29 protein-coding genes are annotated in these 25,644 nt (G+C 42.0%); 15 read left to right on the plus strand and 14 right to left on the minus strand.

The features are described 5' to 3' along the window. Positions 1–232: 232 nt before the first annotated feature. The 7 genes from ACFSC2_RS21005 to mobA form a co-directional block, all read right to left on the minus strand. Positions 233–1,909 carry a TolB-like translocation protein gene (locus tag ACFSC2_RS21005; RefSeq protein ID WP_379813014.1) on the minus strand — a complete coding sequence of 559 codons (1,677 nt, stop codon included), beginning with the start codon at positions 1,907–1,909 and terminating at the stop codon, positions 233–235. Positions 1,910–2,035: 126 nt separating this feature from the next. Continuing rightward, positions 2,036–2,638 carry a hypothetical protein gene (locus tag ACFSC2_RS21010; RefSeq protein ID WP_379813016.1) on the minus strand — a complete coding sequence of 201 codons (603 nt, stop codon included), beginning with the start codon at positions 2,636–2,638 and terminating at the stop codon, positions 2,036–2,038. Beyond that, complete coding sequence (locus tag ACFSC2_RS21015) at positions 2,622–3,131, minus strand: RNA polymerase sigma factor (RefSeq protein WP_379813018.1); 510 nt, start codon at positions 3,129–3,131, stop codon at positions 2,622–2,624. Before ACFSC2_RS21015 ends, ACFSC2_RS21010 begins: the two co-directional genes overlap by 17 nt. Continuing rightward, the gene (locus ACFSC2_RS21020; protein ID WP_379813020.1) at positions 3,121–3,999 is read right to left on the minus strand and encodes an alpha/beta fold hydrolase; all 879 of its coding nucleotides are present in this window, start codon (positions 3,997–3,999) and stop codon (positions 3,121–3,123) included. Before ACFSC2_RS21020 ends, ACFSC2_RS21015 begins: the two co-directional genes overlap by 11 nt. 121 nt (positions 4,000–4,120) lie before the next feature. Beyond that, positions 4,121–6,127: a conjugal transfer protein MobC gene (gene mobC, locus ACFSC2_RS21025; RefSeq protein WP_379813021.1), complete on the minus strand. Its 2,007-nt coding sequence runs from the start codon at positions 6,125–6,127 to the stop codon at positions 4,121–4,123. A gap of 102 nt (positions 6,128–6,229) precedes the next feature. Beyond that, complete coding sequence (gene mobB, locus ACFSC2_RS21030) at positions 6,230–7,519, minus strand: conjugal transfer protein MobB (protein WP_379813022.1); 1,290 nt, start codon at positions 7,517–7,519, stop codon at positions 6,230–6,232. Positions 7,520–7,521: 2 nt separating this feature from the next. After that, the gene (gene mobA / locus ACFSC2_RS21035) at positions 7,522–7,959 is read right to left on the minus strand and encodes a conjugal transfer protein MobA (protein ID WP_379813024.1); all 438 of its coding nucleotides are present in this window, start codon (positions 7,957–7,959) and stop codon (positions 7,522–7,524) included. A 736-nt stretch (positions 7,960–8,695) separates the two neighbouring features. Here mobA and ACFSC2_RS21040 point away from each other — a divergent pair. From ACFSC2_RS21040 to ACFSC2_RS21110, 15 genes are all read left to right on the plus strand, one after another. Continuing rightward, the gene (locus ACFSC2_RS21040; RefSeq protein WP_379814300.1) at positions 8,696–9,463 is read left to right on the plus strand and encodes a ParA family protein; all 768 of its coding nucleotides are present in this window, start codon (positions 8,696–8,698) and stop codon (positions 9,461–9,463) included. A 4-nt stretch (positions 9,464–9,467) separates the two neighbouring features. Next, positions 9,468–9,905, plus strand: a complete 438-nt coding sequence (locus tag ACFSC2_RS21045; protein ID WP_379813026.1) for a DUF3408 domain-containing protein — start codon at positions 9,468–9,470, stop codon at positions 9,903–9,905. Positions 9,906–9,917: 12 nt separating this feature from the next. After that, entirely contained in the window at positions 9,918–10,190 is a 273-nt protein-coding gene (locus tag ACFSC2_RS21050; protein WP_379813028.1) for a DUF3408 domain-containing protein, read from the plus strand. A 2-nt stretch (positions 10,191–10,192) separates the two neighbouring features. Next, positions 10,193–10,831, plus strand: a complete 639-nt coding sequence (locus ACFSC2_RS21055) for a conjugal transfer protein TraD (RefSeq protein ID WP_379813030.1) — start codon at positions 10,193–10,195, stop codon at positions 10,829–10,831. A gap of 240 nt (positions 10,832–11,071) precedes the next feature. Next, complete coding sequence (locus tag ACFSC2_RS21060; protein WP_121321471.1) at positions 11,072–11,377, plus strand: DUF4134 domain-containing protein; 306 nt, start codon at positions 11,072–11,074, stop codon at positions 11,375–11,377. 8 nt (positions 11,378–11,385) lie between these two features. Beyond that, positions 11,386–11,718: a DUF4133 domain-containing protein gene (locus ACFSC2_RS21065; RefSeq protein ID WP_379813032.1), complete on the plus strand. Its 333-nt coding sequence runs from the start codon at positions 11,386–11,388 to the stop codon at positions 11,716–11,718. Next, on the plus strand, positions 11,715–14,219 hold the full coding sequence (locus tag ACFSC2_RS21070; protein WP_379813033.1) for a TraG family conjugative transposon ATPase: 2,505 nt from the start codon (positions 11,715–11,717) through the stop codon (positions 14,217–14,219). Before ACFSC2_RS21065 ends, ACFSC2_RS21070 begins: the two co-directional genes overlap by 4 nt. A gap of 27 nt (positions 14,220–14,246) precedes the next feature. Beyond that, a complete protein-coding gene (locus ACFSC2_RS21075) occupies positions 14,247–14,879 on the plus strand; it encodes a DUF4141 domain-containing protein (protein WP_379813035.1) in 633 nt (210 codons plus the stop codon). A gap of 1 nt (position 14,880) precedes the next feature. Next, a complete protein-coding gene (gene traJ / locus ACFSC2_RS21080) occupies positions 14,881–15,876 on the plus strand; it encodes a conjugative transposon protein TraJ (RefSeq protein WP_379813037.1) in 996 nt (331 codons plus the stop codon). Positions 15,877–15,895: 19 nt separating this feature from the next. After that, on the plus strand, positions 15,896–16,519 hold the full coding sequence (gene traK / locus ACFSC2_RS21085; RefSeq protein WP_379813039.1) for a conjugative transposon protein TraK: 624 nt from the start codon (positions 15,896–15,898) through the stop codon (positions 16,517–16,519). 10 nt (positions 16,520–16,529) lie between these two features. Next, positions 16,530–16,958, plus strand: coding sequence for a hypothetical protein (locus ACFSC2_RS21090; RefSeq protein WP_379813041.1), 429 nt, complete (start codon positions 16,530–16,532; stop codon positions 16,956–16,958). 18 nt (positions 16,959–16,976) lie between these two features. After that, positions 16,977–17,246 (plus strand): nitrogen regulatory IIA protein, encoded by a 270-nt coding sequence (locus ACFSC2_RS21095; RefSeq protein WP_379813042.1) that lies wholly within the window; start codon positions 16,977–16,979, stop codon positions 17,244–17,246. A 4-nt stretch (positions 17,247–17,250) separates the two neighbouring features. Further along, the gene (gene traM / locus ACFSC2_RS21100) at positions 17,251–18,531 is read left to right on the plus strand and encodes a conjugative transposon protein TraM (protein WP_379813044.1); all 1,281 of its coding nucleotides are present in this window, start codon (positions 17,251–17,253) and stop codon (positions 18,529–18,531) included. Between the two features lie 23 nt (positions 18,532–18,554). Next, positions 18,555–19,448 (plus strand): conjugative transposon protein TraN, encoded by an 894-nt coding sequence (traN, locus tag ACFSC2_RS21105; RefSeq protein ID WP_379813046.1) that lies wholly within the window; start codon positions 18,555–18,557, stop codon positions 19,446–19,448. A gap of 187 nt (positions 19,449–19,635) precedes the next feature. After that, the gene (locus ACFSC2_RS21110; protein WP_379813048.1) at positions 19,636–20,193 is read left to right on the plus strand and encodes a hypothetical protein; all 558 of its coding nucleotides are present in this window, start codon (positions 19,636–19,638) and stop codon (positions 20,191–20,193) included. Between the two features lie 233 nt (positions 20,194–20,426). On the opposite strand, the gene ACFSC2_RS21115 is transcribed toward ACFSC2_RS21110, so the two are convergent. The 7 genes from ACFSC2_RS21115 to ACFSC2_RS21145 all read right to left on the minus strand — a co-directional run bounded on the left by ACFSC2_RS21115 (position 20,427) and on the right by ACFSC2_RS21145 (position 25,594). Next, positions 20,427–21,227: a PRTRC system ThiF family protein gene (locus ACFSC2_RS21115; protein WP_379813050.1), complete on the minus strand. Its 801-nt coding sequence runs from the start codon at positions 21,225–21,227 to the stop codon at positions 20,427–20,429. Then, a complete protein-coding gene (locus tag ACFSC2_RS21120) occupies positions 21,224–21,952 on the minus strand; it encodes a PRTRC system protein B (protein WP_379813052.1) in 729 nt (242 codons plus the stop codon). Before ACFSC2_RS21120 ends, ACFSC2_RS21115 begins: the two co-directional genes overlap by 4 nt. Continuing rightward, positions 21,945–23,120 carry a hypothetical protein gene (locus tag ACFSC2_RS21125; protein ID WP_379813054.1) on the minus strand — a complete coding sequence of 392 codons (1,176 nt, stop codon included), beginning with the start codon at positions 23,118–23,120 and terminating at the stop codon, positions 21,945–21,947. The genes ACFSC2_RS21120 and ACFSC2_RS21125 overlap by 8 nt, the downstream gene beginning before the upstream one ends. Before the next feature lie 15 nt (positions 23,121–23,135). After that, on the minus strand, positions 23,136–23,354 hold the full coding sequence (locus ACFSC2_RS21130; protein ID WP_379813056.1) for a PRTRC system protein C: 219 nt from the start codon (positions 23,352–23,354) through the stop codon (positions 23,136–23,138). Positions 23,355–23,381: 27 nt separating this feature from the next. Next, a complete protein-coding gene (locus ACFSC2_RS21135; RefSeq protein ID WP_379813057.1) occupies positions 23,382–24,053 on the minus strand; it encodes a PRTRC system protein E in 672 nt (223 codons plus the stop codon). After that, entirely contained in the window at positions 24,037–24,411 is a 375-nt protein-coding gene (locus ACFSC2_RS21140; protein WP_379813059.1) for a hypothetical protein, read from the minus strand. Before ACFSC2_RS21140 ends, ACFSC2_RS21135 begins: the two co-directional genes overlap by 17 nt. A 109-nt stretch (positions 24,412–24,520) precedes the next feature. Continuing rightward, on the minus strand, positions 24,521–25,594 hold the full coding sequence (locus ACFSC2_RS21145; RefSeq protein WP_379813061.1) for a DUF932 domain-containing protein: 1,074 nt from the start codon (positions 25,592–25,594) through the stop codon (positions 24,521–24,523). Between the last annotated feature and the right edge of the window lie 50 nt (positions 25,595–25,644).

Here is a 25,644-nt window from a genome sequence, read left to right on the forward strand (position 1 = left end):
GCATTCTCCTGCTTATTTTTTTGAGCAATCGCAATTCACTAAAGATTTCAGTCATTTATCTGCTGTTTACGAGAGGATAAGAGGAAAAAATGATGGATGAAATTATTATATTCCACAGAGTTAAAGAAGCACAGGATATATGGAAACATTAAGGAGTTAAGAACCAATTAAGTTTTTAAATCGCAAAACTTTTTTCTTACTGTCTATTAATTCCTTAATGATGGATTTGATTTTAAAAACTATTCAGCACCTCGCCAATCTCAACTTTTAGCACCTCATCTTTTCCCTGTCTTTTTCCATCAGTAAAAACAGAACGGGTAAAATACAGCGTTTTATTATCTAATGAAAAACGAGGTTGATATTCCATTGCATTAGTGTTTATTTTTGAGCCCAGATTAACCGGCTTCGACCAACCATTTTCTGTTTTTTTGGAAAGAAATAAATCGTAAGCTCCATAAATACCGGTGCGGTTAGATAGAAAAACCAGCCATTTTCCGTCACGGCTAACCGCAATATTGCTTTCGGAGAAATCTTTGGTATTAAACTCATTTACAGGAACGGGATTTTGCCATTGTCCGTTTTTATATTCGGCATAAAATACATCGCCATTGCTGGAATAATAAAGATGGTTTTCTGCGGTTAATTCCGGGTAATATTGGTCGATTTCGGTGTTGATGCTTTCAGGTAAAAGCACCGGTTTTTGCCAATGTCCCTGTGTATCTTTTTTAGAAATATACAAATCGGGATTTTTACCGGGTTCTGAAATTCGCAACAATGCAAATGTGCCATCATGGCTAATTACCGGATTGGAAACATTGGGTGTTATTTGCCAAATGTCCATTTTTTCGGGGTTGATAAAACTTCCGCCCACACCAATTTCTATACGATAAATTTCGCAAACGCTTCTGTCGGCACTACTTCTCGTAGTATAAGCATATTTTCCATCAGGCGAAAAACTAATGCCATACACATCGCCATCAGGAAATATTTTATCAAAAACAGGTGTCGGCTGTATTACCATTAAAGTTTTAAGAAACGAAATATTGATTTTAGCGGTATAAATATTTTCCACCATATCATCACCCACTTTTTGCGAGCGGGCGAAAATAAGCGTGTCGTTGTTGAAAATAGTCGGGCAAAAATGGTTTTGTGCCGAATTGATTTCTGCTCCCAGATTAACAGGAACACACCACTTGCCATTTTGGTTAAAGCTGATATAAAGGTCGGATTGCCCGAAACCCGAGGTATTTATGTCCGAAGAAAAAATCATATAACTTTCATCGGGCGCAATAAAACTGTTGCCCTCATCGCTTTTTGTGTTGATGGGATACCCCAAATTCTCCGGTCTTTGGTGTTTTCCGTTTACCAATCGGGAAACATAAATGTCGTTTCCGCCATAACCTTTTTTATCGCTGCGTAAGCCAAAATAGATGTTTCCGTTAGCGGCTATTGTAGCATAAGTTTCGTTTTCATCACTATTTATTTCATCAAGCGGAAACGGCTTACCCCATTTACCGCTATTTCGTTTTACCATCCAAATGTCTAAATCTTTATCATCGGTCGCATTTTTTTGAAGACTTTTTCGGCTGTTATACAAAATGCTGTTTCCATCAGGAGAAACAATAGGGTCTATCTCTCTAAATTTCTGGTCAGAAAAAAAAGCCGGTTTTGGCACCTGCCATTTTCCATTCGCTTTTTCGCTTTGCATTAGCTGGAGTTTTTTTCTTCCTCCAAAAGAGTTTACGAAATAGGCTGTATTGCCATCGGGCGAAATGGTTAATCCAAATACTTTATCATTAGAGATAATGTTTGGTGCAAATAGTTTAACTTCCGAATTGAGTTGAGCATTTACAGAAGTGCTAAAAATTAGGATACTGTTTAATAAAAATAAATTTTTGATTTTTCTCATAAGATTGTTCTTTTCCTATTTAGATGCAGTGAAAAGGAAAATCTTACGGATATGATGGTATATGATGGTATTTGTTAAGAATATAATTAACCTAAAATATTTACTTTTTTAAATTGAAATGTTTAATCATATTTCCGATTTAATGGATTGAATATATTTTTCAAGAATAGCAACATCTTTTTTCATCCGTCTTCGTTTGATAACAAAGGTGTAAAATATCATCCACACAATACAAGCTCCCCAAATCCACCAAAAACAAAGAATGGTACGTCCAGTTTTGTCCAATAAAAATTTATCGAGTACAGGTCGCACATATAGATAAACCCCAAATCCCAACACCAAAACATAAATAACTTCGCCGTAAGTATGCATCCAAATATTCAGTTTTTTATAGCTTTCTAATTGTTTTATGGTTTGCAGGACAGTTTCAGTTGGTTTTACTTTATTTAAACGATGAAGCATGTACATTTTACTGGATGCGTAGTATAAAGAGCAACCAATTAAAATCCATAAACCGTAAGCTGATGTTTCCATTTTTTCGGAATTTATTTTATCAATAAAAATTAGGGCAATTGCCGTTATGATAAACGTAAATATTGTTTTAAGATGATTTTTTTTCAATAGTGCTAAATCATCCTTTGCTTTTTTGTCAACAACCTTTTGAGATAAGGTTACTGAAGCCTTTTTCTGCTGAAACAGCGTTTTTAGTTCTTCAAAATCCTTTTCCATAACCGTTGTTTTTTGATAATAGTTCTTTCAGTTGTTTCTTAATGCGGTACACTTTTATATTCACATTGTTTTCGGTAATACCGAGTACTTCACCTATTTGCTTTTGCGGAACGTCTTCCAGTACCATTGAAATAATAATCCGGTCTATTTCGTTGAGCTGGGCAATGGCACCGTATAAAACATTGGACTGCTCTTCTTTGTCTTCGTATTTTTCTTCGGAAGAATTGTCTTTTAAGTTGTCGTGATATTCAATCGGATTGTTCTTTTCCTTGCGTAGTCGCATCAGACAGGTATTGGCGGCAATCCTATAAATCCATGTGCTATAATCAGAACGATGCTCAAAAGATGATAAATTTATCCAAACTTTGGAAAAACATTCCTGCACCAAATCTTCTGCCTGTGTTTCGCTTCTTGTATAGCTGTAACACAAACGGAAAATCCAATCCCGATATTCGGTAAAAAGGTGGTCGAAAATTTTCTGCTTATTTTCCAACAATAGGCTGTTTTAAAAATTTATCCATTTCACTAATAAACCATTTCGGCTGGTCGCTTGCCATAAAATCTTTGGCATCTTCGGTAATCGCATGTGTAATATAAGGCGAATCGGCATACATTTCTTTTAATTTTATATCTGCTTCCGAAATCGGTATGTTTTTATACTTCTTTGCAAAATACCACGTAGTAAAAACCAGCATTGGTATTTTATTGTCTTTCAATTCGGGAAGTAAATCTCCCCCAAACTGCTCACAAAGTGTTTCGGCAAGCGTTTTTCTATCCGATTTTAACTGCCATTGTACAAAACGGTTTACATCTTCGGCATTGGTAAAATTCATCATTTCGGCAGTTTGTTTTTGAGTAGCCGTAAAATCGTTAATGCTCATTTCCATTGTTCCTTTGCGGATGCCTTTTTTCATCTGCTCCAACTTTTCTGCTGTCATTGCCGGGTCTAATACCATGCTTAGTTTAGGGTAAAAATCAGAAGCAATAATACCCCTAATATTCAAATTCTTATCAGAAGCTAATTTTACAGCCACGAAAGCACCGTAATTTTGCGCCACTAAAATAACATTTTTCAGTTTTCCTTTTTTGATAAATGTCCGTAAATCGTTCACATAATTTTCGGTAAATAAGGTATCAATAGGTTTCTGACCGTTAAAACCGGCAAAATCCACCAAATAGCAAGCATAATTTTTACTGTAATTTTTGGCAATATCCTGCCACATTTCTGATGAACAACCAATGTGCGGAAGAAAAATAATTTGATTTCCTTTTTTGCTAATTGACGTAACCTTAATGGCATCTTGTGCAAAAGTTTGAACGATAGAGAATAGTAATGTGAAAATGAATAATAGTCGTTTCATAATGTAATAATAATATTGTTGTATGTAGGGTTAGATGCAATGAAGATTGAAATCTTACAAAATCACATTATATAAACAACAAATATTCTTGGTATGAAAACATATAAAAATAAGCACCCTATTATTGTTTATCCTGTTGCACTAAATACTGTAAATCAGGGTCATTCTTGATGCGCTCCATTTCACTTTCAACAATATTCATAACATCCAGCTTTATCTGTTTGTAATTGCTTTCAATTTCCCGCTTCATATTGTCCGCTCCGTTTTCATCGGTAAAAGACAGTATCTGCGGTATCTTTTTGTAGGCTTTGGTTTCGGCGGCAACCCTGTCATTATCTACTACGATTTTTGCATGAAATATTTTTTGCTCGATGCGTTCATCGAAGTTGTCCGATACCGCTCCAACAAAAAATCCTTGTGTCAAGGTGGATATTTTGGAAGCCGGTATAAGACTGTCCAATTGAGTTGATATTGAAGTTGATGTATCGTTGCGGTTGATGCTCATGCTCTGCCTTTTCTGCAATACTTTCCCGAATCTTTCCGACAGGCTTTTTGCAGTTTCGCCGACCACTTGGCCGCTAAAAATATTACCTACAGTATTCTGAATTACCTTGCTCTCTTTTTCGCCATAATCCCTTGTAAGCTGGGAATAATCCTGAAAGCCCAAACAAACAGCCACCTTATTACTTCTGGCGGTTGCAATAAGGTTATCCAATCCTCTAAAATAGATGGTCGGCAGCTCGTCTATGATAACCGAACTTTTCAACTGACCCTTTTTGTTAATAAGTTTGACGATACGCGAATTGTACAATCCCAATGCGGCAGAGTAGATATTTTGTCGGTCAGGATTATTGCCTACGCATAATATCTTAGGCTCTTTGGGATTGTTGATATCCAATGAAAAATCATCGCCTGTCATAACCCAATAAAGTTGTGGCGAAATCATTCTTGACAAAGGGATTTTTGCAGAGGCTATCTGTCCCTGTAATTGGTCTTGTGCGCCTCCCTGCCAGGCATCCATAAAAGGCGATAAATAGTTTTCCAAGTCGGAATATGAGGTTAAAATCGTAAATACGTCTGAGTATTTTTTATTCAAGAGTTCAATAGCGTGTGGAAACGTACAATACTTACCGTCGTCATAAATTTTCAGGTACCATATGATTGCAGCCAAAAGGATAATCGGGCTTTCGACGAAAAAATCACCCTGCTTCTGTATCCAGCTACGATTGAGGTTCAGCATTATCGTGTATGCTGCTTCGTAAGCATCCGAGATATCCGTCATGAAATCGGGATTAAGCGGATTGCAACGATGGCTCTTTCGGGGGTTATCAAAGTTGATGACATAGAATTTTGGTTGTACTTTGTATTTATCGCTGTGCTTTAATAAATGATTATATGCAATGGTAGAAAGGTCATCAAATTTGAAATCGTAGATGTACATACTAAAACCTTTCTCAATCTGCTGTTTGATGTAATTGTTTACGATTGCATATGATTTTCCTGAGCCCGGAGTACCTAAAACAATTGTTGCCCGAAAAGGATTGACTATATTAATCCAGCCATTGTTCCATTTTCCTTTGTAGTAAAACTTCGTAGGTAGATTGACAGAATATTCATTTTCCATCAATGCAGTTTCCTGCATAAAACTTTCGTTCTCGTTATTGAAAACATCGTCCATGAGATTGTTACGAAGCAGTCGGCCCATCCAGACTCCGGCAACCATTAAAGCGATATATCCTAACCCAGTTGTAACGATATAAGAAATTGTAGCGGTATTGATTGATAGCTTTAATAAAGCTGTGTTCAGAAAAAAAAGAACAAACCCGATCACCAAAGCAATGTAAATTTTAGTCCAGGTTATCTTCTGGTTCTTAACACCCTTTGAACCCAGGCAGCTTAATGCTAATAACATCAGCGCAAATACTTTGGTATAAAGAGTATTCGAGAACAATCCCGCGGTACGCTGAAAATTACCTAATATTTTGTTGATCACCTCTAATGTCCAGCCCTGATCTATAAAGTAACCGTAGCAAAACCAATAAAGGTGCATCAGCACCAAAAGGATACTTACTGCCCGCATAAAACTCATAGTTTTGGCTAATCCTCTTAAATCATCTTCTCCCTGCATTATTTTAATTTTTAATGTTCGAGCATGAATTTAAAAGCTGTGCAACTAGGCTATTTCAATATGGAAGTCATAGGCGGTGTGTGGCGGTGTTCGGCTGAATTCTTATTTCTGTCCTCTTTTGCGGCTTCTTTTTTTCTTCAATCTATTGGCAAAATCCTGCTCCTGGTAATCTTCTCCCTGTGCTTCTGGCAATAAGGTACCAAATGCATCAATTAAATCGCCTTCGTGCTTTTGCGCATTATTCAGGAAGTCGAACAAATGATAAGGTTCATCTGGCGGAATATCTCCATTATTTGATGTCGAAATTTTCGATTGTAGTTTAACCGATCCTTTTATTTCAGGTTCGATATTGTTGTTCCAATAATCATTAAAAATATTGGCAGAAAACTCTTTGCCCAATCTGGAGCCGTTCCACACTGTTTTAGAATTATGGTCTATAAAGGTAATTCCGTAAATAAGTCCTGTATCATTTCTCCGTGCTACCACGTTAATTCCTTGCTCCCCTAACTGTTTTTTAAAAGCCTCCTTGTCACTTGTTGATTGCATGGCAATGGTAACGGCAGCTTTAATGGTTGGCTTTGCCGGGTGGTCTTTTAAAGTTTCTTTGGATTTCGCGTAGTGCAATTCCAGAGCCGGCAGTCCGGCATTCTTTCCGAATAAAGAAGCCTTGAACGGATGTCCGGCTCTTTCGCCCTTTTCATTTAAAGGAATGTACAGTAAACCCTGTCGCATCTCTCCTTGTAATTCCCCTCCAACTTTTCCTGTGGTAACATTAAAGAGGGAAAGCAAGGCATTGTATTCTCCCAAAGTTTGGTATTTATAATAATTCGGCAGGTGACGTACTATTGAAGCTATCTGACTTTTAACATCACCTGCCTTATAATCTACAGGACGGAAAACCTTGTCTATCTGTTTATGCTCTTTATCTGTTGCAGGTATCAATCCATATTTCCTTTCAAGTTCACGGCAGACGTTCATAGAGCGCATTTTCTCATAACTATCCGAAATCTTTTTACCCTGTTCATCAACGCACACCGATACAATATGGATATGGCTACGGTCAATATCAGTATGTTTGAACACCACATAAGGCTGCTGTCCATAACCCATTTCCTGCATATACGCATCTGCCATTTCCATGAACCTGTTGTCACTTACTGTATCTTTCGGATCGGGATTAAGCGAGATATGCAACGTATGTTTCTCGGTATTGCGGTTGGCAATGAGATAAGGAGTAAAAGATTGGGCTAATTGTGCAACGGAATAATTACCGCTAGCGGTTTCAATTATCTTATTGCCAAACAATATCTCCCCTTTTTCATTCTCAACTTTGAGCTGGTTGTAGGCTAAAGCTCCGTATAAATTTGCGCTTCTTCCGATTTTTGCTATCATTTCTAAGGCTGTTTTTTCAGATATTTTGCGTCAAATTCTTCAGTTATCTGTATGATTTTTTGGCATAGTGCCGCCATTTCAGCAGTTTGTTTTTCCAATTTATAGAGAAAAGCCGCCGCCTTTTTCTCGGAAAAATGACGGTACAATAACTTGACAATCTGATTATAATTCACGCCTACGGAGCGGAACTGACTATGAAACGAAGTCAACCGCATATAAAAATCAACTGTTCCTTTGTCAATTTTAATCGTTTTCATCTCCTTGCTGAACAACAGCGAGGTGATAAATTTTGCTTTGTTGGGAATTCCCGATGTTTCAAAAAGCGATAAAAGTTTGGCATTTTCCGTATCCGTCAGACGAAATACATGACGGTGGATGCTCGGGTCGCTTTTGGGCTTGCGTCCACCCTTGTGTTTTTTGTTGTTATTGTTCTCCTTCATAATCTATCCATAATTAAATTTTTATAAAACCTGACTTCGGAAGGTTTTTTCAGCCCCCGGCAAGGCAAGTTGTTTTGAGGCACTAACTCGGTTTAGAGTGCCTCAAAACACAACTTGCCGTGTTCTGATGAACACAAAAATCCGCCCTTCGGGACGGATTATATGTGACAGGGAAAACGGCTCGAGGCCGTTCCCGTTGTCCTCCATTTTTTCGGAAGTCATTTGCATAAACCTGTTGTTAAAATCCATCTTACAAATTAACCCCTTGTTTACAAAAGGATTGTAATAGGTAGAAGTACCAAACACTTCCTTTGAGCGACAACCAATACCACATAGATATAATGGAATGAAAATGATTCGTCCTTTGTTTTTAAATGTTGGCAGGAGGTCAATCAGCCAATACTTCAAGACAAGTGGATTGAGCACATTACAGATTGCATATCATCTGGTTTTCATGATTGCAAGATTGCAACAATTCGGAAATTTTGGAAAGCTTGACGGCTTGCCGTGCGACTATCTTGAATTCCTGAATGAGTGGTTGAAAGAATATAAGTAAGATGGAATTCCCGCCTGACCAGATACAGGAGTGAATGCAATGATGCTGTACTTAAAAAAAGCAGCCGATCAGAAATGCCGTCCGGCAGCCCTGACAGCTACCCTGCCCAATAGTAAGCTTGAAATCAGTGTAGCCTCCAATAGTGTATTACTAGGATATATAAACTTTAAATTATCACATATGAACACAAAAAAGAAACCTCTTTTTATCGCCTTTTCTTCTCAAAAAGGCGGTGTTGGCAAAAGTACATTTACAACCCTTCTAGCAAGTTTGCTGCACTATCGGTTGGGCTACAACGTAGCCGTATTTGATGCAGATTTTCCACAGCACAGCCTTGTGAAAATGAAGACAAGGGATTTGGCAATGGTAATTGAAAACGAAGCTTTAAAAAAGCTGGCGTATAGACAGTTTACGACCCTCAGCAAAAAAGCCTATCCCATTATGCCGTACAAAGCAGACAGCGTATTGGAAGCGGCTCAAGAGTTTGTGAATGATTCTCCTACTCCCGTTGATGTTGTATTCTTCGACCTGCCCGGAACCGTTAACACGCCCGGCATCCTGAAAGCATTGGCAGGAATGCACCACATTTTTAGCCCGATCACGGCCGACCGTGTGGTAATGGAAAGTACACTGATCTTCACACAGCTTTTGCAGGATGTGATTATGAAAAAAGGGGAAACTTCCATAGAAACTATTAACCTGTTCTGGAACCAGGTTGACGGCAGGGAAAGCACGCCGTTGTATGAAGTGTATAACCAACTTATTGAACAATTAGGTTTAAGCCTTATGCAAAGCCAAATCAAGAACAGCACACGTTTTCGCAAAGAAAGTGAAGTGGACAGCAAAACCGTTTTCCGTTCCACCATAATGCCTCCAGACGAACGCTTGATGAAAGCCTGTCAATTAGACCTCTTCATGCACGAATTTTTAAAAATTATTCAATTGTAGATTTATGGAAAAGGAAAATAACAGAAAAAGCCAGCCAGACATTAATGAAGAACTCATGATGGACCTGATGGTTGACGGCGTCAAAAAAGAAGGGATACAGTTTCCGCCTGAACCAATCGAAGAGACGCAAAAGATAGATGTAAAACAGGAAGAGTTACTGTCGATTAAACCTGCACAAAGGGAAAAGAACCGAACAAAGAAAAATCTTGACGGAAGTTATGGTGGCCATTTTTTGAAAACCCACTCAATGACCAAGCGTGGAGATAAGAGTATTTACATCCGTCAGGAATATCACGAGCGTTTGTCCCGCATTGTACAGGTAATAGGGAAAGATCAGATACCGCTGTATGCCTATCTCGACAATATTCTCGAACATCATTTTGAAATATTTGAGAAAGCAATTACTGAAGATTTTAATGAGAAGTTTAAACCCATTTTTTAAAATATTATGATTATGAAAAATTTATTTACGAAAACCAAGCTGCCTGTACAAATCGGGAAATACAAAGACAATTTTTTACACCCGGCAGAATTTGTAGCCAGAAAAGGTAAGTCGGTATATATCAGTGAGGATTTTCACAGGAAGATTTCACGTATTGTTTTTATCTTCGGCGATGGAAAAATCACAATCTCAGATTATATGTACAATGTGCTAAAGCAGCATTTTCAGGATTTTGGAGAAGACATAGAGACGCTGCATATTGAAAAACAAACACCAATTCTTTGATTATGGAAACTGTTATTGTGATATGCCTGCTAATAGTCATAGTACTTCTTTTGCAGGACAAGATTGTCATTAAAAATAGGTTAAGGCAACGGCAGCCGAAAAAGGAAAAAGTTAACCCAAAACTGCCGGATATTATGGGTCAGCCCAAGCCTGTGAGAAGCCTTTCAGTCTCAAACAATGCCAATGAAAGCCAAATCGAGGAAACAGCGGTAAATGCCTATAATTTTGACATTGAATACGACGAAAATGAAAACGGAGGTGTTCAAATTCCGCAGGAAGAGCTGGACGAAATTTTCAGTAATATGCCTGATTTTGAACAGGAAGAAGAAGAATGGAACAGGTACGGAATATCCGGCGCAGATGACGGTTTTGCCCAAGGGGTTACCTTCGAGGAACTAAGCTCCGTGGGGATGCTGCTTCAAAAAGATAAATTGGAGCCCTCTCAACAGGAAACAGCGATAGCTTTAGTTCAGAAAATACAGGGAACCGAATTATTCAGCCTGCTGGAAAATTCCATGGAAAGTGCTTCCCGAAAAATAGCCGAGCTGTTGGACGGGAGCCTTTCTTCTGAAAAGGATTCCAGCTCTTCCTATCTGCGGAACATTAATTTAAACGAATTTGATATTGGGGAGTATGTCTGAAAGGGCATACTCCCCAATATCATTTAATAAAACACCAGAAATATAATTCTGCATGAAAATTTAAACGTCAAACTTAAAATGTTTGACGTTTTTTTATACTTAAACACCAAGAAAAACGCCACAGCTAGTCAACTAATTCCACAGACAGCCAGTTCACTGCAAGCATTCGATTTTCATGACACTTTTGTTGCCACAGCCCGCATAGTGCGGAAATACAGTAACAATTTAAAGTGTTTCATTATGAAAAAACAAAGAAAAAAAATCCTGCCGGCAGTAATCATAATACTGTCATCCTTAAAGTTATCGGCGCAGGGAAACGGAACAGCAGGCATCACGGAAGCCACCCAAATGGTTACCTCCTATTTTGATCCTGCTACACAGCTCATCTACGCCATTGGAGCTGTGGTCGGTCTGATCGGCGGGGTTAAGGTGTACAATAAATTCAGTAGCGGAGATCCCGACACCTCAAAAACCGCGGCGAGCTGGTTCGGCGCCTGTATCTTCCTTATTGTCGCGGCTACCATCCTTCGCTCTTTCTTCCTTTAACCTTGCCTATGAATACTTACAATATCAACAAAGGCATAGGTAGAACAGTAGAGTTCAAGGGACTCAAGGCACAGTACCTGTTCATCTTCGCAGGAGGGCTGCTTGGAATACTTATCCTGGTCATGATTTTATACATCGCCGGGACCAGTTCCTATATCTGTCTTTTTCTCGGCACAGGTGGCGCCTCGCTCATTGTCTGGCAGACCTTCTCGCTGAACAGAAAGTACGGGGAATACGGACTGATGAAAATTGGGGCAAAAAAAAGGCATCCCCGTTGCATCATCTGCCGCAAGCCAGTACGACGTTATTTAAGGTCAACCGCTAAATCCAGCATCGTATGAGAAACACAGCCAAGACCACAACACTGGAAAGCAGATTTCCGCTGCTAGCACTAGAGAACAACTGCATTCTTTCAAAGGATGCGGATATTACAGCCTGCTTTGAAGTTCGTCTGCCTGAACTCTTCACGGTGGCTTCGGCCGAATATGAAACGATTCATTCTGCCTGGCATAAGGCTATTAAGACCCTACCCGATTTTACGATTGTCCATAAACAGGATTGGTACATCAGGGAGAACTATGATCCTGAAATGGACAAGGATGTGCAGAGTTTTCTGGCCAGATCTTATCAGCGGCACTTTAATGAGCGCCCGTTTCTGAACCATTGCTGTTATCTGTTTCTTACCAAAACCACCAAAGAGCGCATGCGGATGCAGAGCAATTTCTCCTCACTGTGCAAAGGTGTACTTATACCAAAAGAAATCAGGGATAAAGAAACAGTTCACCGTTTTATGGAAGCCGTCGCTCAGTTTGAGCGCATTATAAACGACTGCGGATTTGTCAAAATCAGCCGTATGAGCGAAGAAGACATCATCGGTGAGCAAGGCAGACCGGGACTGTTGGAACAGTACCTAACCCTTTCAAAGGAATCAGGTACTTCGATGCAGGATATTGTGCTGGGCAGCGAAGAGGTACGCGTAGGAAATAATAGGCTGTGCCTTCATACGCTTTCAGACACCGACGACTTGCCCTCATCGGTATCTGCTGATACGCGATATGAAAAACTGTCCACAGACCGCAGCGACTGCCGTTTATCTTTTGCAGCTCCTGTGGGACTACTGCTGAACTGTAATCACATTTACAACCAGTACCTGTTTTTGGACAACAGTGAGGAGAACCTGCAGAAGTTTGAAAAGTCCGCCCGAAACATGCACTCGCTGGCATGCTACAGCCGCGCCAACCAGATCAACAAAGAGTGGATAGAACGCTATCTGAATGAAGCGCATTCCTTTGGACTTTCGTCAATCCGAGCGCACTTCAATATCATGGCATGGTCGGACGATCCGTCTGAACTCAAACAGCTGAAGAACGACTGCGGGAGCGCACTGGCCCTTATAGAATGTAAGCCGCGGCATAATACTACTGATACGGCGGCGCTGTACTGGGCGGGTATGCCCGGCAATGCAGGAGATTTTCCAAGCGAGGAAAGCTTTTACACCTTCACTGAACCGGCACTGTGCTTCTTCACAGAAGAAACCAATTACCATGATTCCACATCGCCATTCGGCATCAAGATGGCAGACAGGCTGACGGGAAAACCTATCCATCTGGACATTTCCGACTTGCCGATGAGACGCGGTATCATTACCAACCGCAACAAGTTCATACTCGGTCCCTCGGGAAGTGGCAAGTCTTTTTTCACCAATCATATGGTGAGGCAGTATTATGAACAAGGCGCCCATGTCCTGCTGGTTGATACCGGTAACTCCTATCAGGGGTTGTGCGGGCTGATCAATGGAAAAACCAAAGGCGAAGACGGGGTGTATTTTACCTATACCGAGGACAATCCCATTGCCTTTAACCCTTTCTATACCGATGACGGGGTTTTCGATATTGAAAAAAGGGAAAGTATTAAGACGCTCATACTTACATTATGGAAACGTGATGACGAACCTCCCACCCGCTCCGAGGAAGTGGCACTGTCCAATGCCGTAAGCGGCTATATCGAAAAGATCAAGCGCGATGACGCCTTTCCGTCTTTCAATGGTTTTTACGAGTATATTCAGGGGGATTACCGAAACGTACTGGTAGAAAAGCAGGTAAGGGAAAAAGACTTTGATATTGCCAATTTTCTAAATGTACTGGAGCCTTATTACAAAGGCGGCGAATATGATTACCTGCTGAATTCCGACAAGCAGCTGGATCTGCTTTCCAAACGTTTTATAGTCTTTGAGATTGATGCGATCAAGGAGCATAAAATCCTTTTTCCAATCGTAACGATCATCATTATGGAAGTGTTCATCAACAAGATGAGAAGGCTTAAAGGCATCCGAAAACTTATACTCATTGAAGAGGCTTGGAAAGCTATTGCAAAGGAAGGTATGGCAAATTATATAAAGTATTTATTTAAGACTGTTCGGAAGTTCTTTGGCGAGGCCATTGTGGTGACCCAAGAAGTAGATGACATTATCCAGTCTCCTATTGTTAAGGAAAGCATCATCAATAATTCAGACTGCAAGATACTTCTCGATCAGCGCAAATACATGAATAAGTTTGATGAAATACAATCCATGCTCGGACTGACAGACAAGGAAAAAACGCAGGTGTTATCCATTAATATGAACAACGATGCATCACGTCTTTACAAAGAAGTATGGATCGGGCTTGGAGGGACGCACTCGGCTGTCTATGCTACAGAAGTTTCCGCTGAGGAATATCTCGCGTACACGACAGAAGAAACAGAAAAAATGGAGGTGATGCAGCTTGCCGCTGAACTTGGCGGCAATGTAGAGCTCGCCATCAAGCAGATTGCCACTAGGCGTCGCGAACAGGAAAATCAGTAATCAATAACAATTTAAAAATCGATAACAATGAAAAAAATACTATTTATGGTTTCTGCGGCAATTATGCTTGCCTCGGCACCATCAGCAAAGGCCCAGTTTGTGGTTACCGATCCGGCCAATCTTGCCTCGGGGATTCTCAACAGCGCCAACGAGATTATACAGACTTCCTCTACAGTTAGCAATGTGGTCAAAAATTTCAAGGAAGTCGAAAAGGTATACAAACAGGGCAAAGAATATTACGATAAGCTGCAGGCGATTAACAATCTGGTAAAAGACGCCCGCAAGGTACAGCAGACCGTCCTTTTGGTGGGCGTTGTATCGGAAATGTATGTGCAAAATTTCGGAAAGATGCTTAATGATCCAAACTTTTCGGCAAGAGAACTCACCGCCATTGCCAAGGGATATTCGGCACTGCTGGGAGAGAGTACCGAGCTTTTGAAAGAACTCAAGCAGATTGTCACCTCCTCGAGCCTGTCACTCAGTGATAAGGAGCGAATGGACATTATCGACCGTGTATACAAAGAGGTAAAAGAATACCACAGCCTAATGCGCTACTACACCAATAAGAATATATCGGTGAGTATCCTGCGAGCTAAAAAGCAGAACAGCACCAAAAGGGTTCTTGAGCTTTACGGCACCCCAAACCAAAAATACTGGTAATATGGAATTCAATAATCTTCATGAGGTCCTTCGCTCGCTGTATGATGAGATGCTGCCACTGTCCGCCGATATGGCGGCAGTGGCCAAAGGACTATCAGGACTCGGGGCGCTGTTTTTTGTGGCCTTGAAAGTCTGGCAGGCGCTCAGCCGCGCTGAACCTATTGATGTCTACCCGCTTCTGCGCCCTTTTGCACTGGGTCTCTGCATCATGTTTTTCCCGACGATCGTGCTGGGTACAATCAATGCCGTATTAAGCCCGATAGTTCAGGGAACACATAGCATTCTGGAAGATCAGGTATTGGACCTGAACGATCTTCAGGCAAAAAAAGACCTTCTGGAGCATGAAGCGATGATACGCAATCCCGAAACCGCCTATATGGTATCGGACGCGGAGTTCGACAAGAAACTGGACGAGCTTGGCTGGTCGCCTTCGGACATCGGGACAATGGCCGGAATGTATATGGACAGGCAGACCTATCAGATAGAGAAAATAATAAAAGATTGGTTTCGTAACCTGCTCGAAATACTATTTCAGGCTGCAGCGCTGGTGATCGACACCATACGCACTTTCTTTCTCATAGTGCTGTCCATCCTCGGGCCTATCGCATTTGCCATATCAGTCTGGGACGGATTCCAGTCAACTCTTACGCAGTGGATTACAAGGTATACCAGCGTTTATCTCTGGCTTCCTGTAGCGGACCTGTTCAGCTCGATGCTGGCCAGGATCCAGTCCCTGATCATTGAAAGGGACATAGAAATGCTTGCTGATCCTTCTTTCATTCCTGATACATCAAACACCGTATACATCATTTTTATGATTATCGGCATAGTGGGCTATTTTACCATTCCAACAGTGACAGGCTGGATTATACAGGCAGGCGGCGCAGGAAACTTTTCACGCAACATCCACCAGACTGCCATGAAGTCCGGAAATATAGCAGGCGCAGGCGCAGGTTCGGCCACAGGCAACATTGCCGGAAGGCTGGTCAATAAGTAATCAATAAACATTCAATAAAATGGAATTTAAAACACTCAGAAATATAGAAAACAGTTTTCAGCAAATCAGGCTGTATGCCATTGTATTTGCCGTGCTCTGTGCATCAGTGACTGGATACGCGCTTTGGAGGTCGTATGGTTTCGCCGAGCAGCAGCGCCAGAAAATTTATGTGTTGGACAATGGCAAATCGCTCATGCTCGCACTCGCTCAGGACGCCTCGATCAACCGTCCCGTGGAAGCCCGAGAGCACGTAAGGCGTTTTCACGAGCTGTTCTTTACCCTGGCGCCCGACAAAAATGCTATTGAAAGCAATATGAAAAGGGCATTTAGCCTTGCCGATAAAAGTGCCTTTAACTACTACAAGGACCTTTTGGAAAAAGGTTATTACAACCGGATTATATCAGGCAATGTACAGCAGCTTATTGAGATGGACAGCGTGGTCTGCAATTTCGAGACTTACCCGTATGTGGTGCGGAGCTATGCAAGGCAAATTATCATACGCTCGAGTAATGTAACCAGCCGCAGTCTGGTTACATCCTGCCTTCTGGTAAACTCGGTGCGCTCGGACAATAATCCGCAGGGCTTTAATATTGAAAAGTTTGCGGTGGTTGAAAACAGGGATATAGAAGTCATCGAACGCTAAAGAAAATCTTATGGAAGCATTATTAGATTTAGACACATTTGCAAGAATCCTGACTGAAAAAGGATTTAACGGCTATTTCCATACGCAGGGTGCGTACGCAGGAAAGTTAAAAGATAGCATCAGCGAATATCTTGAAAACTGCAAAAATGGAAAAGACAGTTTGCCTAAAGAGGACTTGCTGCTGACAGGCTACCTGCAATGGTCAGGCGAAGACAAGCCAAGTGTACGATGCATTATGCTGGTAAAATACCTGAACGGTAAATTTACTCTCAACAGAATGGAGGTGGCAAGGAAAGACCAATTTGGACAGCTGCTGAAAAAAACGGAACTGACAAACCTGTCTGTTATATCTGCGCCCAGCGCGTCGCAGGCAGTCGCCTTGGTCAATGATGAACAGCACCAAAAAACAGATAAATGTCCAAAGCGTTTTAAGCTTTGAGAACAAAATAGCAAGGTTATGAATAAATTAAGAGCAAATATAGACCAATGGCTGGAAGGGCTTGACAAGAATTGGGAAGCAATGCCAATAAAAAGGCAACATCAGGTGATACTGTACTTTTTTGCAGCGTATGTGCTGCTGACCGTAGTTGTCATTTTCAACGTATGTCGCGATACGGTATACGAAAGAAACAATATGGCTCTAGAACATATCGAAAGCCCTGCCTCGTCAGAGGAAGAAAGTCCAGCGTCCCTACAGGACTCTCTCAAGCCAATTAAAAAAAAATAGGATTATGAAAGAAAATAAAAAAAAGGTCAGCCTTCTCTCAGAAGAGGCTCGCCAAAACAGTTCCTCGTTTCTGCCTGATGAAAAAAAGACAACCGTCGAGCGTATTAAAAAACCGCTGATTTTCACATTGATGGGAATTGTATGTATCGGCTGTATGTATTTGATCTTTAAGCCCTCGAAAGATAAAAAGCAGATCGAAAGCATTGGTCTGAACGACAGCGTGCCGCAGGCAAGCGGATCTGTACTGCAGGCAGACAAACAGAAAGCGTATGAGCAGGAAATACTCGAAGACAAAGAAGAGCAAAAAAAGAACGCTTTAACCACGCTGTCCGATTACTGGAATGAGGATAACGCTAAGCAGAAACAATCAATGCCCGATGACGCGGAAGAAACTAATGATCCTGCGCTGAACACTTACCGTACTGCCCAAAACACGCTGGGTTCTTTCTATCAGCAGGACAACGGAGAAACGAAGGAACTGCGCCGACAGCTTGAGGACCTGAAGCAGGAGCTCGCGCAAAAGGAAATTCCCAAAGCTGCCACGTTTGATGACCAGCTGGAACTTATGGAAAAATCCTATCAGATGGCAGCCAAATACCTTCCCTCAGGCTCCGCTTCTGTCGAGCCTCGAGGCAAAAACACTACAGTAGCAAAGACGGAATCAGAAGAGAAGAATTTTTTGGCACTGGTTCCTGCAAAAAAAAGCAAAGTCTCCTCGCTGTATCAGCGTCCGTCCGATAGCACTTTTATTGCAGAGTGGAACACGGGCGGAGGGTTTAATTCTGCAGGTTCAATGGAAGAAACACTTCAGCCAAGAAACAGTATCAGGGCCTGTGTGCACCAAACACAAACTATTATTGGCGAGGCAGGTGTTTTCCTTCGTCTTTTAGAACCTGCAAGAATTTCAGGTCGTATCATAGCAGCGGGTGCAATGGTCACGGCAAATGCCAAGATTCAGGCAGGCCGCCTGCAGTTGAAAGTAACTTCCATCGAACTGGAGGGCTCCATCATTCCTGTAGACATTGCTATTTATGACCTTGACGGCCAGCAGGGAGTGCCTGTTCCTTATTCTGCCGAAAGAAGTGCCATAACTGAAATGGCGGGCAACATGAGCCAGCAGTCCGGCACGGGCCTTATGATGACACAGTCTGCAGGACAGCAGGTGGCCGCTGACCTGAGCCGCGGGGTGGTTCAGGGGATCTCGGGCTATTTCGCCAAAAAAGTGAGGACGCCTAAATTGACCCTAAAAGCAGGACATCAGGTGTATCTGGTTTCCAAAAAATAACAGCAATCTAAAATCAATTAATTATGAAAAATCAATTTAAACTATTTTGGGCAACAGCCCTTTTAATAACATATTCATTAGCCGCATCTGCGCAGGAAAAAGAAGCCACGAGCCTTGATTTAGGAACTATACCTCCGTACCATATGCAGGTTACTTATGACAAAACTTCCCATCTTATTTTCCCGTCCGCTATCCGATACGTGGATCTTGGAAGTGAATACCTGATTGCCTCAAAGGCCGAGGATGCTGAAAACGTCCTTCGCGTCAAGGCATCGGTAAAGACTTTTAAAGAGGAAACCAACTTTTCGGTGATTACCGATGACGGCCGTTTTTACAATTTTAACGTGCAGTACAGCGCCAACCCGCCCATCCTCAGCTATGATCTTATGGAGATGCAGAAGAACTTCGACAAAGTCAGTGCAAGCGATGTTCTTTTTGAGGAGCTTGGAAAAACACCTCCCTCACTTGCAGGTTTGATCCTGGAAACTATTTACAAAAACAACAAGCGAATCGTAAAGCACATTGCATCGGAGAGTTTCGGCATTCAGTTCAGATTAAAGGGCATCTATATCCACAATGGCAAGTATTATTTCCATACGCAGCTTGAAAACCAAACCAATGTACCTTTCAGCATTGACTTTATGAGTTTCAAGGTGGTGGATAAAAAAACCGCCAGACGCACTGCCTCGCAGCAAAGGCCGATTGTGCCGCTGCGCACTTATAAAATAATCGATGAGATTCCCGGAAAAGCCACAGACCAGAATGTGTTCCTGCTGGACCACTTTACAATAGCGGATGACAAGCTGTTATTTATTGAGATTTTCGAGAAAAACGGAGGCAGGCACCAGACACTCAAGATTAAAAATTCAGATCTGGTAAAAGCCAAGGTGATAAACAGTATGCACCTTACATTTTAATAACTGTTAAAAAATTAGAAATGAAAAAGTATTACAGCCCGAAGCATTGCTTTGGGCTGTTTTGTTTCCTGGGCTGCTTAAGCCTTTCCTGCAAATACATTGCATAACTCAATTAACGTTAGTATCTTAGCATTGAACTGCAAGAGCCAAAACCTATTTTGGCAATAAGGATTTAACTTGTAATGTTATGCATAATGTTATTGACCGCACCAACAGGTTTTATATCGAAATGTCCAAGCAGGTACTTTCTGAAAAGGAATATGATTTACTTCAGAAACTACTCATTGAAAAGATGCCCCTGACCCAGGCGGCAGAACAATACGGGTTTACATCCAATTATGTGGAGGAGCTTTACGAGAAAACCTGCAATAAAGTAAAAGCAGTAACCGAACTGATGTGTGAAATCGATCATTACAAGAAAAAACTTCAGGCATTAAAGCGCCAATTAAATCCAAATCCAAGTCCCGCTCAGATCAGAAAAGAAAAAAAGGAAAAAGACCGGCAGAAACTGCTTTACGACAGCCAATTTCCTTTCAGCAGGAGAATGTACAGCATGTTCGTTGTTTTAGATGTGAGAACCTTTGGAGATCTGGCCGATATTCCGCTAAAGGATTTTCAGCATTTCAGGGGATTTAAAATAAAGTGCAAAGAAGAACTCATAGCCTTTATCGAGTTTGAAAACACAGCGTATCTTTTCAAAGGCTTTTCCCGCTGGAAAAAAGCGCCTATTATACAATTAAAATAAAAGCCATAAAAAAAAAGCGGTCTTCTTTTGCTTCTTTTCTTTGGCCGCCCTCGGAAAGAAAAGAAGCCTGCCCAAAACAGCAAAAGGGATGATAAGCATCCCTTAAAAAACATCGCAGCGGATTTGGTAAAATAGCGGGAACTGCATTTTGGCAAAAGCGCTCCACCATTTTAAACGCAAAAAGATTCTCCGCCCGAGAGGAAGGAGTGTCTTTTTACCGCCCGATTTCGAGCTTATATTGGAATGGACTGTGCCCGGAAATCTTTTAAATTCAGGAAAAATCCCCTGTTTGCTGTCATGCCCTCACGAAACAAGTTCCACAATAGCGAGCAACCCATCTGAGCGAGCGCAGAATTAATATACAAATCCTGTTTTTCGAGTGCCTCGGCAAGTGAACAGCTCGGAGTGTTGTCCTGCTGTTCAGATTGATTCAGCAATTCCCCAAATTCCTCGGTTACAAACGGCAGGCTCGCCACGGTTTCAAACTTTTCGGACTTGGGCTGTGGTATCTCCTCAACAGTGGAGAGTATGACCTGCCCTGTATACTGACTGTTGCCAAAATCCATCCAGTACTTCGGGTCGTCCCTGTGATGCCTTTGGTTGCCGTATTTTAATATTTCGGCTATGTCAAAACGGGACTTCACGCTGTCCGTGCACGTGATATAAATAGTGGCTTTCGCATTATCAGGCAGTTTTCCAAAGCTGTCCCTATGAAATTTTACGGTTTCCGCTTTCCAGTTTGTGCCAGTAAAACGGTTGGCACGGTTGATAAGTGCCACGGATTTGTAAAGACCTATTTCGCTCTGCGCAAAACGCTGTCTGCCGAGGTTGGCATTTGTGATAATATCATCATCCCAAAGGCGCACCGAAAGCCCTGCATGCCCGAGCGCTGTAAGGCTGTGGTTCATTTCCATAAGGGCGGTCAGTACCTTTGAGCCTGTACCTCCCGCCCCTATCAGGTTAACGGCAATGGGATTGGTCGGGCTAATCAGATACGGGTCTGTAAAATGCATTTTGGTTTTGCCTGTTTTCATGACAATAGATTTTTAATTGTTTTGTTATTCTTTTTCAATAATTCTATGGGAAAGGTTCTGCCTGTCGAGATTAAGTCTTTCCACAGGGTCACACAGTTGCCCTTTACAGGGCTATTCTCTCCCATAAGGTGGCTGAAATAGCTATTGAAAAAATAATCCTCCCACGCCTTTGTAAATTCCTCAACGCAGGCAGACTCTTTTATTTCAATACTTACAGACCCCATACATACCCTGCCGTCTTCATAAATGTTAAAAAATGGCGCATAGTACAGCGGTGTTTTCTCTGTGGGTCTCCTGCATGTGGAAAGGGCAAATACCCGCAGGCTATTTTTGGTAGCCTGCCAGACCATAGCAGGCACAAACCCCTGACCGCTCGGAATCCCCAAGCCCTCTATAAAATAAAGCGGTCTTTTTTGGGATTTGGTGTACCATATCACAGCGCCTTTGTCCCTGCTTGGATTAATATGCAGGATATTTGTTGGCAAAATCCCGACGGGTTTCAAAAAGGCGGTCTGCCTCTGCTTTTCGGTCATAAGGGCTTTTGCGAGTGCCCCTGCTTCAAGCTCTGTGAGCGGATGAGCATTGATAGGCGTGCCGTTTCTATCCATATCAAAATGCTCTACATATACTTCTTTATCTAAACCTTTACTTTCATAGAAAACAAGGGCGGATTTCGGGTGGTATAGTCTCCCGAAATCCTCTGTTCTATCAATTAAATTATTCATTTTCGTTCTGTTTATAGTTATACAGTAAAGCGCACATATCATCCAAAAGGGCAAACAGTCGGCTTTCAAAATCAAGGCTGTGCTCTGTCAGTTCACTACCATCAAAGCATTTTAAAATCGTCGGCTCGTCCATTGCACCGTACTCGTTAAACTCGCTGTTGATGCTCTCCTCTATGCTTTCATACAGCCATCCTTTGGTATCGGAGATAAAGGAAATGTACTTTTCCATGCCTATGCTCTCGTTTTCCGTTTCTTCGTCTTCATCCCTGTCATTCATTGGTGCATTTCGAAAAATGCTTTCATGGGGATAGTCGCTATATAATGCAAAAGCTTTTTTTGCAATTTCAGAACACTGCTTATCAAAGGCATCACTGCTTTTAAAACCTTTTAAACGCTCTTCAAACACGGCTAAATTTATAGGGCTGAAAATCTTCTTTTCGATACAGTCCCCAATAAGTTCTGACTTATCGAACTCCCGCACATATATCTCGTTTTCCTCCCTGTCCTCGTCCTGTTCTGTCCATTCCCTGTGCATTTCATAGAGCCAGTACAAATAACTGCCCTGCTGTCTGTAATACGGTACATCGGCACTATGATACAGATACGAGCAGACCGAGAAAAGCAGGTGAGCATTCTTTTTGTGCTTCGGTTCTCTGAGCATTTGATAAATCGGTTCTATGGGGATATAATACAGCGTTGTGCCTGTGCTGTACTTTTCCTCGCTGAGCAGATACGTTCTGTGGCTGTCCTGCAATAACCTCAGTTTGGAAAAGTTCCCCACACTTTTTTTGAGCTTCTCTTCCAAATCCGATACAGCCAATGCCATATTATAGGGATATTCAAAATGACGGGTCGGCATCGGCACAATATGGTAATGCTCAGCTAGACTGTCAAGAGAGCTATAAAAATCGCTTTCCATTTTGGAAATATCCTGACAAGCCTGTACCGTTTTAATCTCTTGCAGTCTGGGCAGAAATGAAACCTTTAGAAAACCATCGGTAGCATCCCCGCAGGCACTGACCTTGGTTTGTCTTTCTGCACCTCGCCTGCATCTTTTGGTCTCTGCATCCAATGCATAAACCCTGCGAGCTGTGCGTGAAGCTGTTTTTGTTTTTTTTGCTCGGGCAGTTGCACTGTTCCCGATATGATTGTCTGTTGCATAATTCATGGCTTTAAATTTTGGTTAGCCTTTTGTTCCCATTACCGTTTCAAATCGGTACTCCACCGAATCGTCCCTGATAACAGGGGCTGATATTTTGGCGGTGGTCAGTATCGGATAGGTCGGGGCATAAAAATTCAGTACCGCTTCGGTGCTCCATCTTGGCTCGGGGTCGGAAAGCCTTATTTCCTGCCCCTTGTCTTTGAGTATAAAAACCCGCTGTAATTGTGTCGCTAGTAACATGATTTCATTATTATTTAGATTAATATCCTACTCCTCTGCTTCGGAGTCATCTTCCCAGTTTCCCATGTCCTCTGCGTCAATTTCTTCCCCTTCCGTTTCGGGCTCTTGCACAATGGCATTGCCATAGTCAGGAAAAAGTGCCTCTCGGGGCGGTTCGGTCTTTGCGGTTTCCGTTGTACTGCCGAACAGATCGGGCGCAAATTTTGCCGACAGTTCGGATTTGCGTATTCGTATTTCTTCCGCCTTTAGTGGAAACTCATGTATTTCGGGCACTTTTATCCATGCCTCACGGAATTTCCCTTCTTTTTCCAGTTCGTGCGCCTTTGCCATAGCTTCGCTGAATTTTTTATCCTTGGCCTCCTGCTCTTTTTTCTGCTTGTCGTCTTTCTCTTTTTCCATAGCCGATTGCTTTTTGGTGTCTTCAAGGCGTTTCATATAACCTTCCATGTCAACCATCAGACCCGAAGCCGACTCAATGGGCGCTGTGATATTCTCAAAAAAACCACTGTCGAGTTCTTCGGCTGTTCCTCTTAGGTTTAATGGCGGTATGCTGTGTTTGGCATTGTCTCCACACTCTTCGTTTTGAAGCATAACCAGTACTATAAGCCTGTCCTCTGCTCCTTTGGCAATGGTGATGTGCAAATCGCCTATGATCTGCAACTGTGCTATCTGATTGAAAAAATTAGTTGTCGTTTCCATAATTTAATTTTAATTTTTTAATTATTAGCTCTATTACGCTCTGCTCATCATGCCCTAACCTGTAAAGGCGTTCGATGTAGCTTTTCATGTTTTCCTGATATTCCTTTTCTCCTTCTTCCCCTTTTAAGATAAGCAGATGAGTGTTCCAGTTCATTACCGCTTCCCTTATGATGGCTATAAGCTTTTGGGCGTACTTTTTTTCGGCTGTCTGGCTTTTTTTTGAGAGCCCCAGTTCTATATACATGTCCAAAATATGCCAATACACCCGTGCTTCCTTGCCTATACTGCGGTGTTTGCTGACAAATTGATTGTAGAGATACAGTATAAACTCAAAATTGTTGCTGTGCTTCCTTGCCATAATTCCTGCGCTTTTATGTTATTCAATTCCGCAAATCTTCATCTATTATTTGCACCGTTTAAAATTGATTTTAAAGGCAGTCGCCACGAAGGCGACCGCCTGTGGTTAGCTAATTAAGATTAAGGATTTGCGCACCATCTGCCTGAAAAGCCGTGCACAGTTCAAACGCCTTTTGGGCTTTTCCCTGGGCTGTGCCTCCCATCACGATGGACTGCAGTTTGGCTTCGCTGTCTTTGTATTTTCGCACATTCTGATAGTAGCCCGTCACACAATTGTATGCCCCGAATAGCGTGCCTTTAGTCGTCGGCATCAGCTGAGATTCGCTTGCCATGGCATAGGCAAAAGCATCCTCTACGGTATTTTTAAATATGGTGGACACTTCATCCTCAGCCCCCTTTTTAATTAAAGCGAGTGTTTCGGTATTGGGACATAGTGCCAACTGTATCAGTTTTTTAACTTCTTTGTCTGTTACTTTAACTTTAGCCCACTCATTGAAAATGCCTTCCAATTCCGTGCTTAATTTGTCCGCCAGTCCCATGACTTTATGGGCATCGTCAAGGCGCTGTTTAGCGCCTGATGTATGGCGGATGCGCACCACGTTACTCATATTTCTAAGCGAAGCGTTAAGGGTATTTTGACATACGATGCGGATTGGGGTAAAAGCCGCTGTGATGCTTCCGCTTCCGTCATGGGAGGTGGTAAGGAAAATGTACTTTTCGGTCACATCATCGCCTTTCCCTACACGGATATAATCGGGCAGTTTTGCCGTAATAAAAATGCGTTCCCCCTGCCCGAGTGCCCCTGCTGTCTCGTACAGTATACCGTCACCCCCGCCCACAATGGCATCAAAAAAGCTGAACGCCTCACGGTTCTGCACGATTTGGTAGTCTTTCCCAACCACGCCCAAAACGGCATTGCTGTCGGTGCGGATAGTGGCAAAGCAGTCAGGTACTGCCAGTTCCGTACTGCCCATTTCAATACCGCCCGAAGTTTGGATAATGCCCGATGCTTTTGTATATAGAGGGCTTTTAGCCACCTCGTAATTAAGCCCGGCATGTCTGATGGCTTCTGCGCTTGTCGGGTACTGCTCCACGATCTGCCCGAGCCCGTGCCATGCTTTTTCCTTTACGCTGAAAAAAGAATACTTTCCTGTCTCGCTGTTGTAATTGATATTATGTGCCATGATATTTGATTTTTAAAGTTTGAAATAAAATTGTTTAGAACGCTTTACTG

It is taken from the genome of Flavobacterium artemisiae, assembly GCF_042678225.1.
Classification (GTDB): domain Bacteria; phylum Bacteroidota; class Bacteroidia; order Flavobacteriales; family Flavobacteriaceae; genus Flavobacterium; species Flavobacterium artemisiae.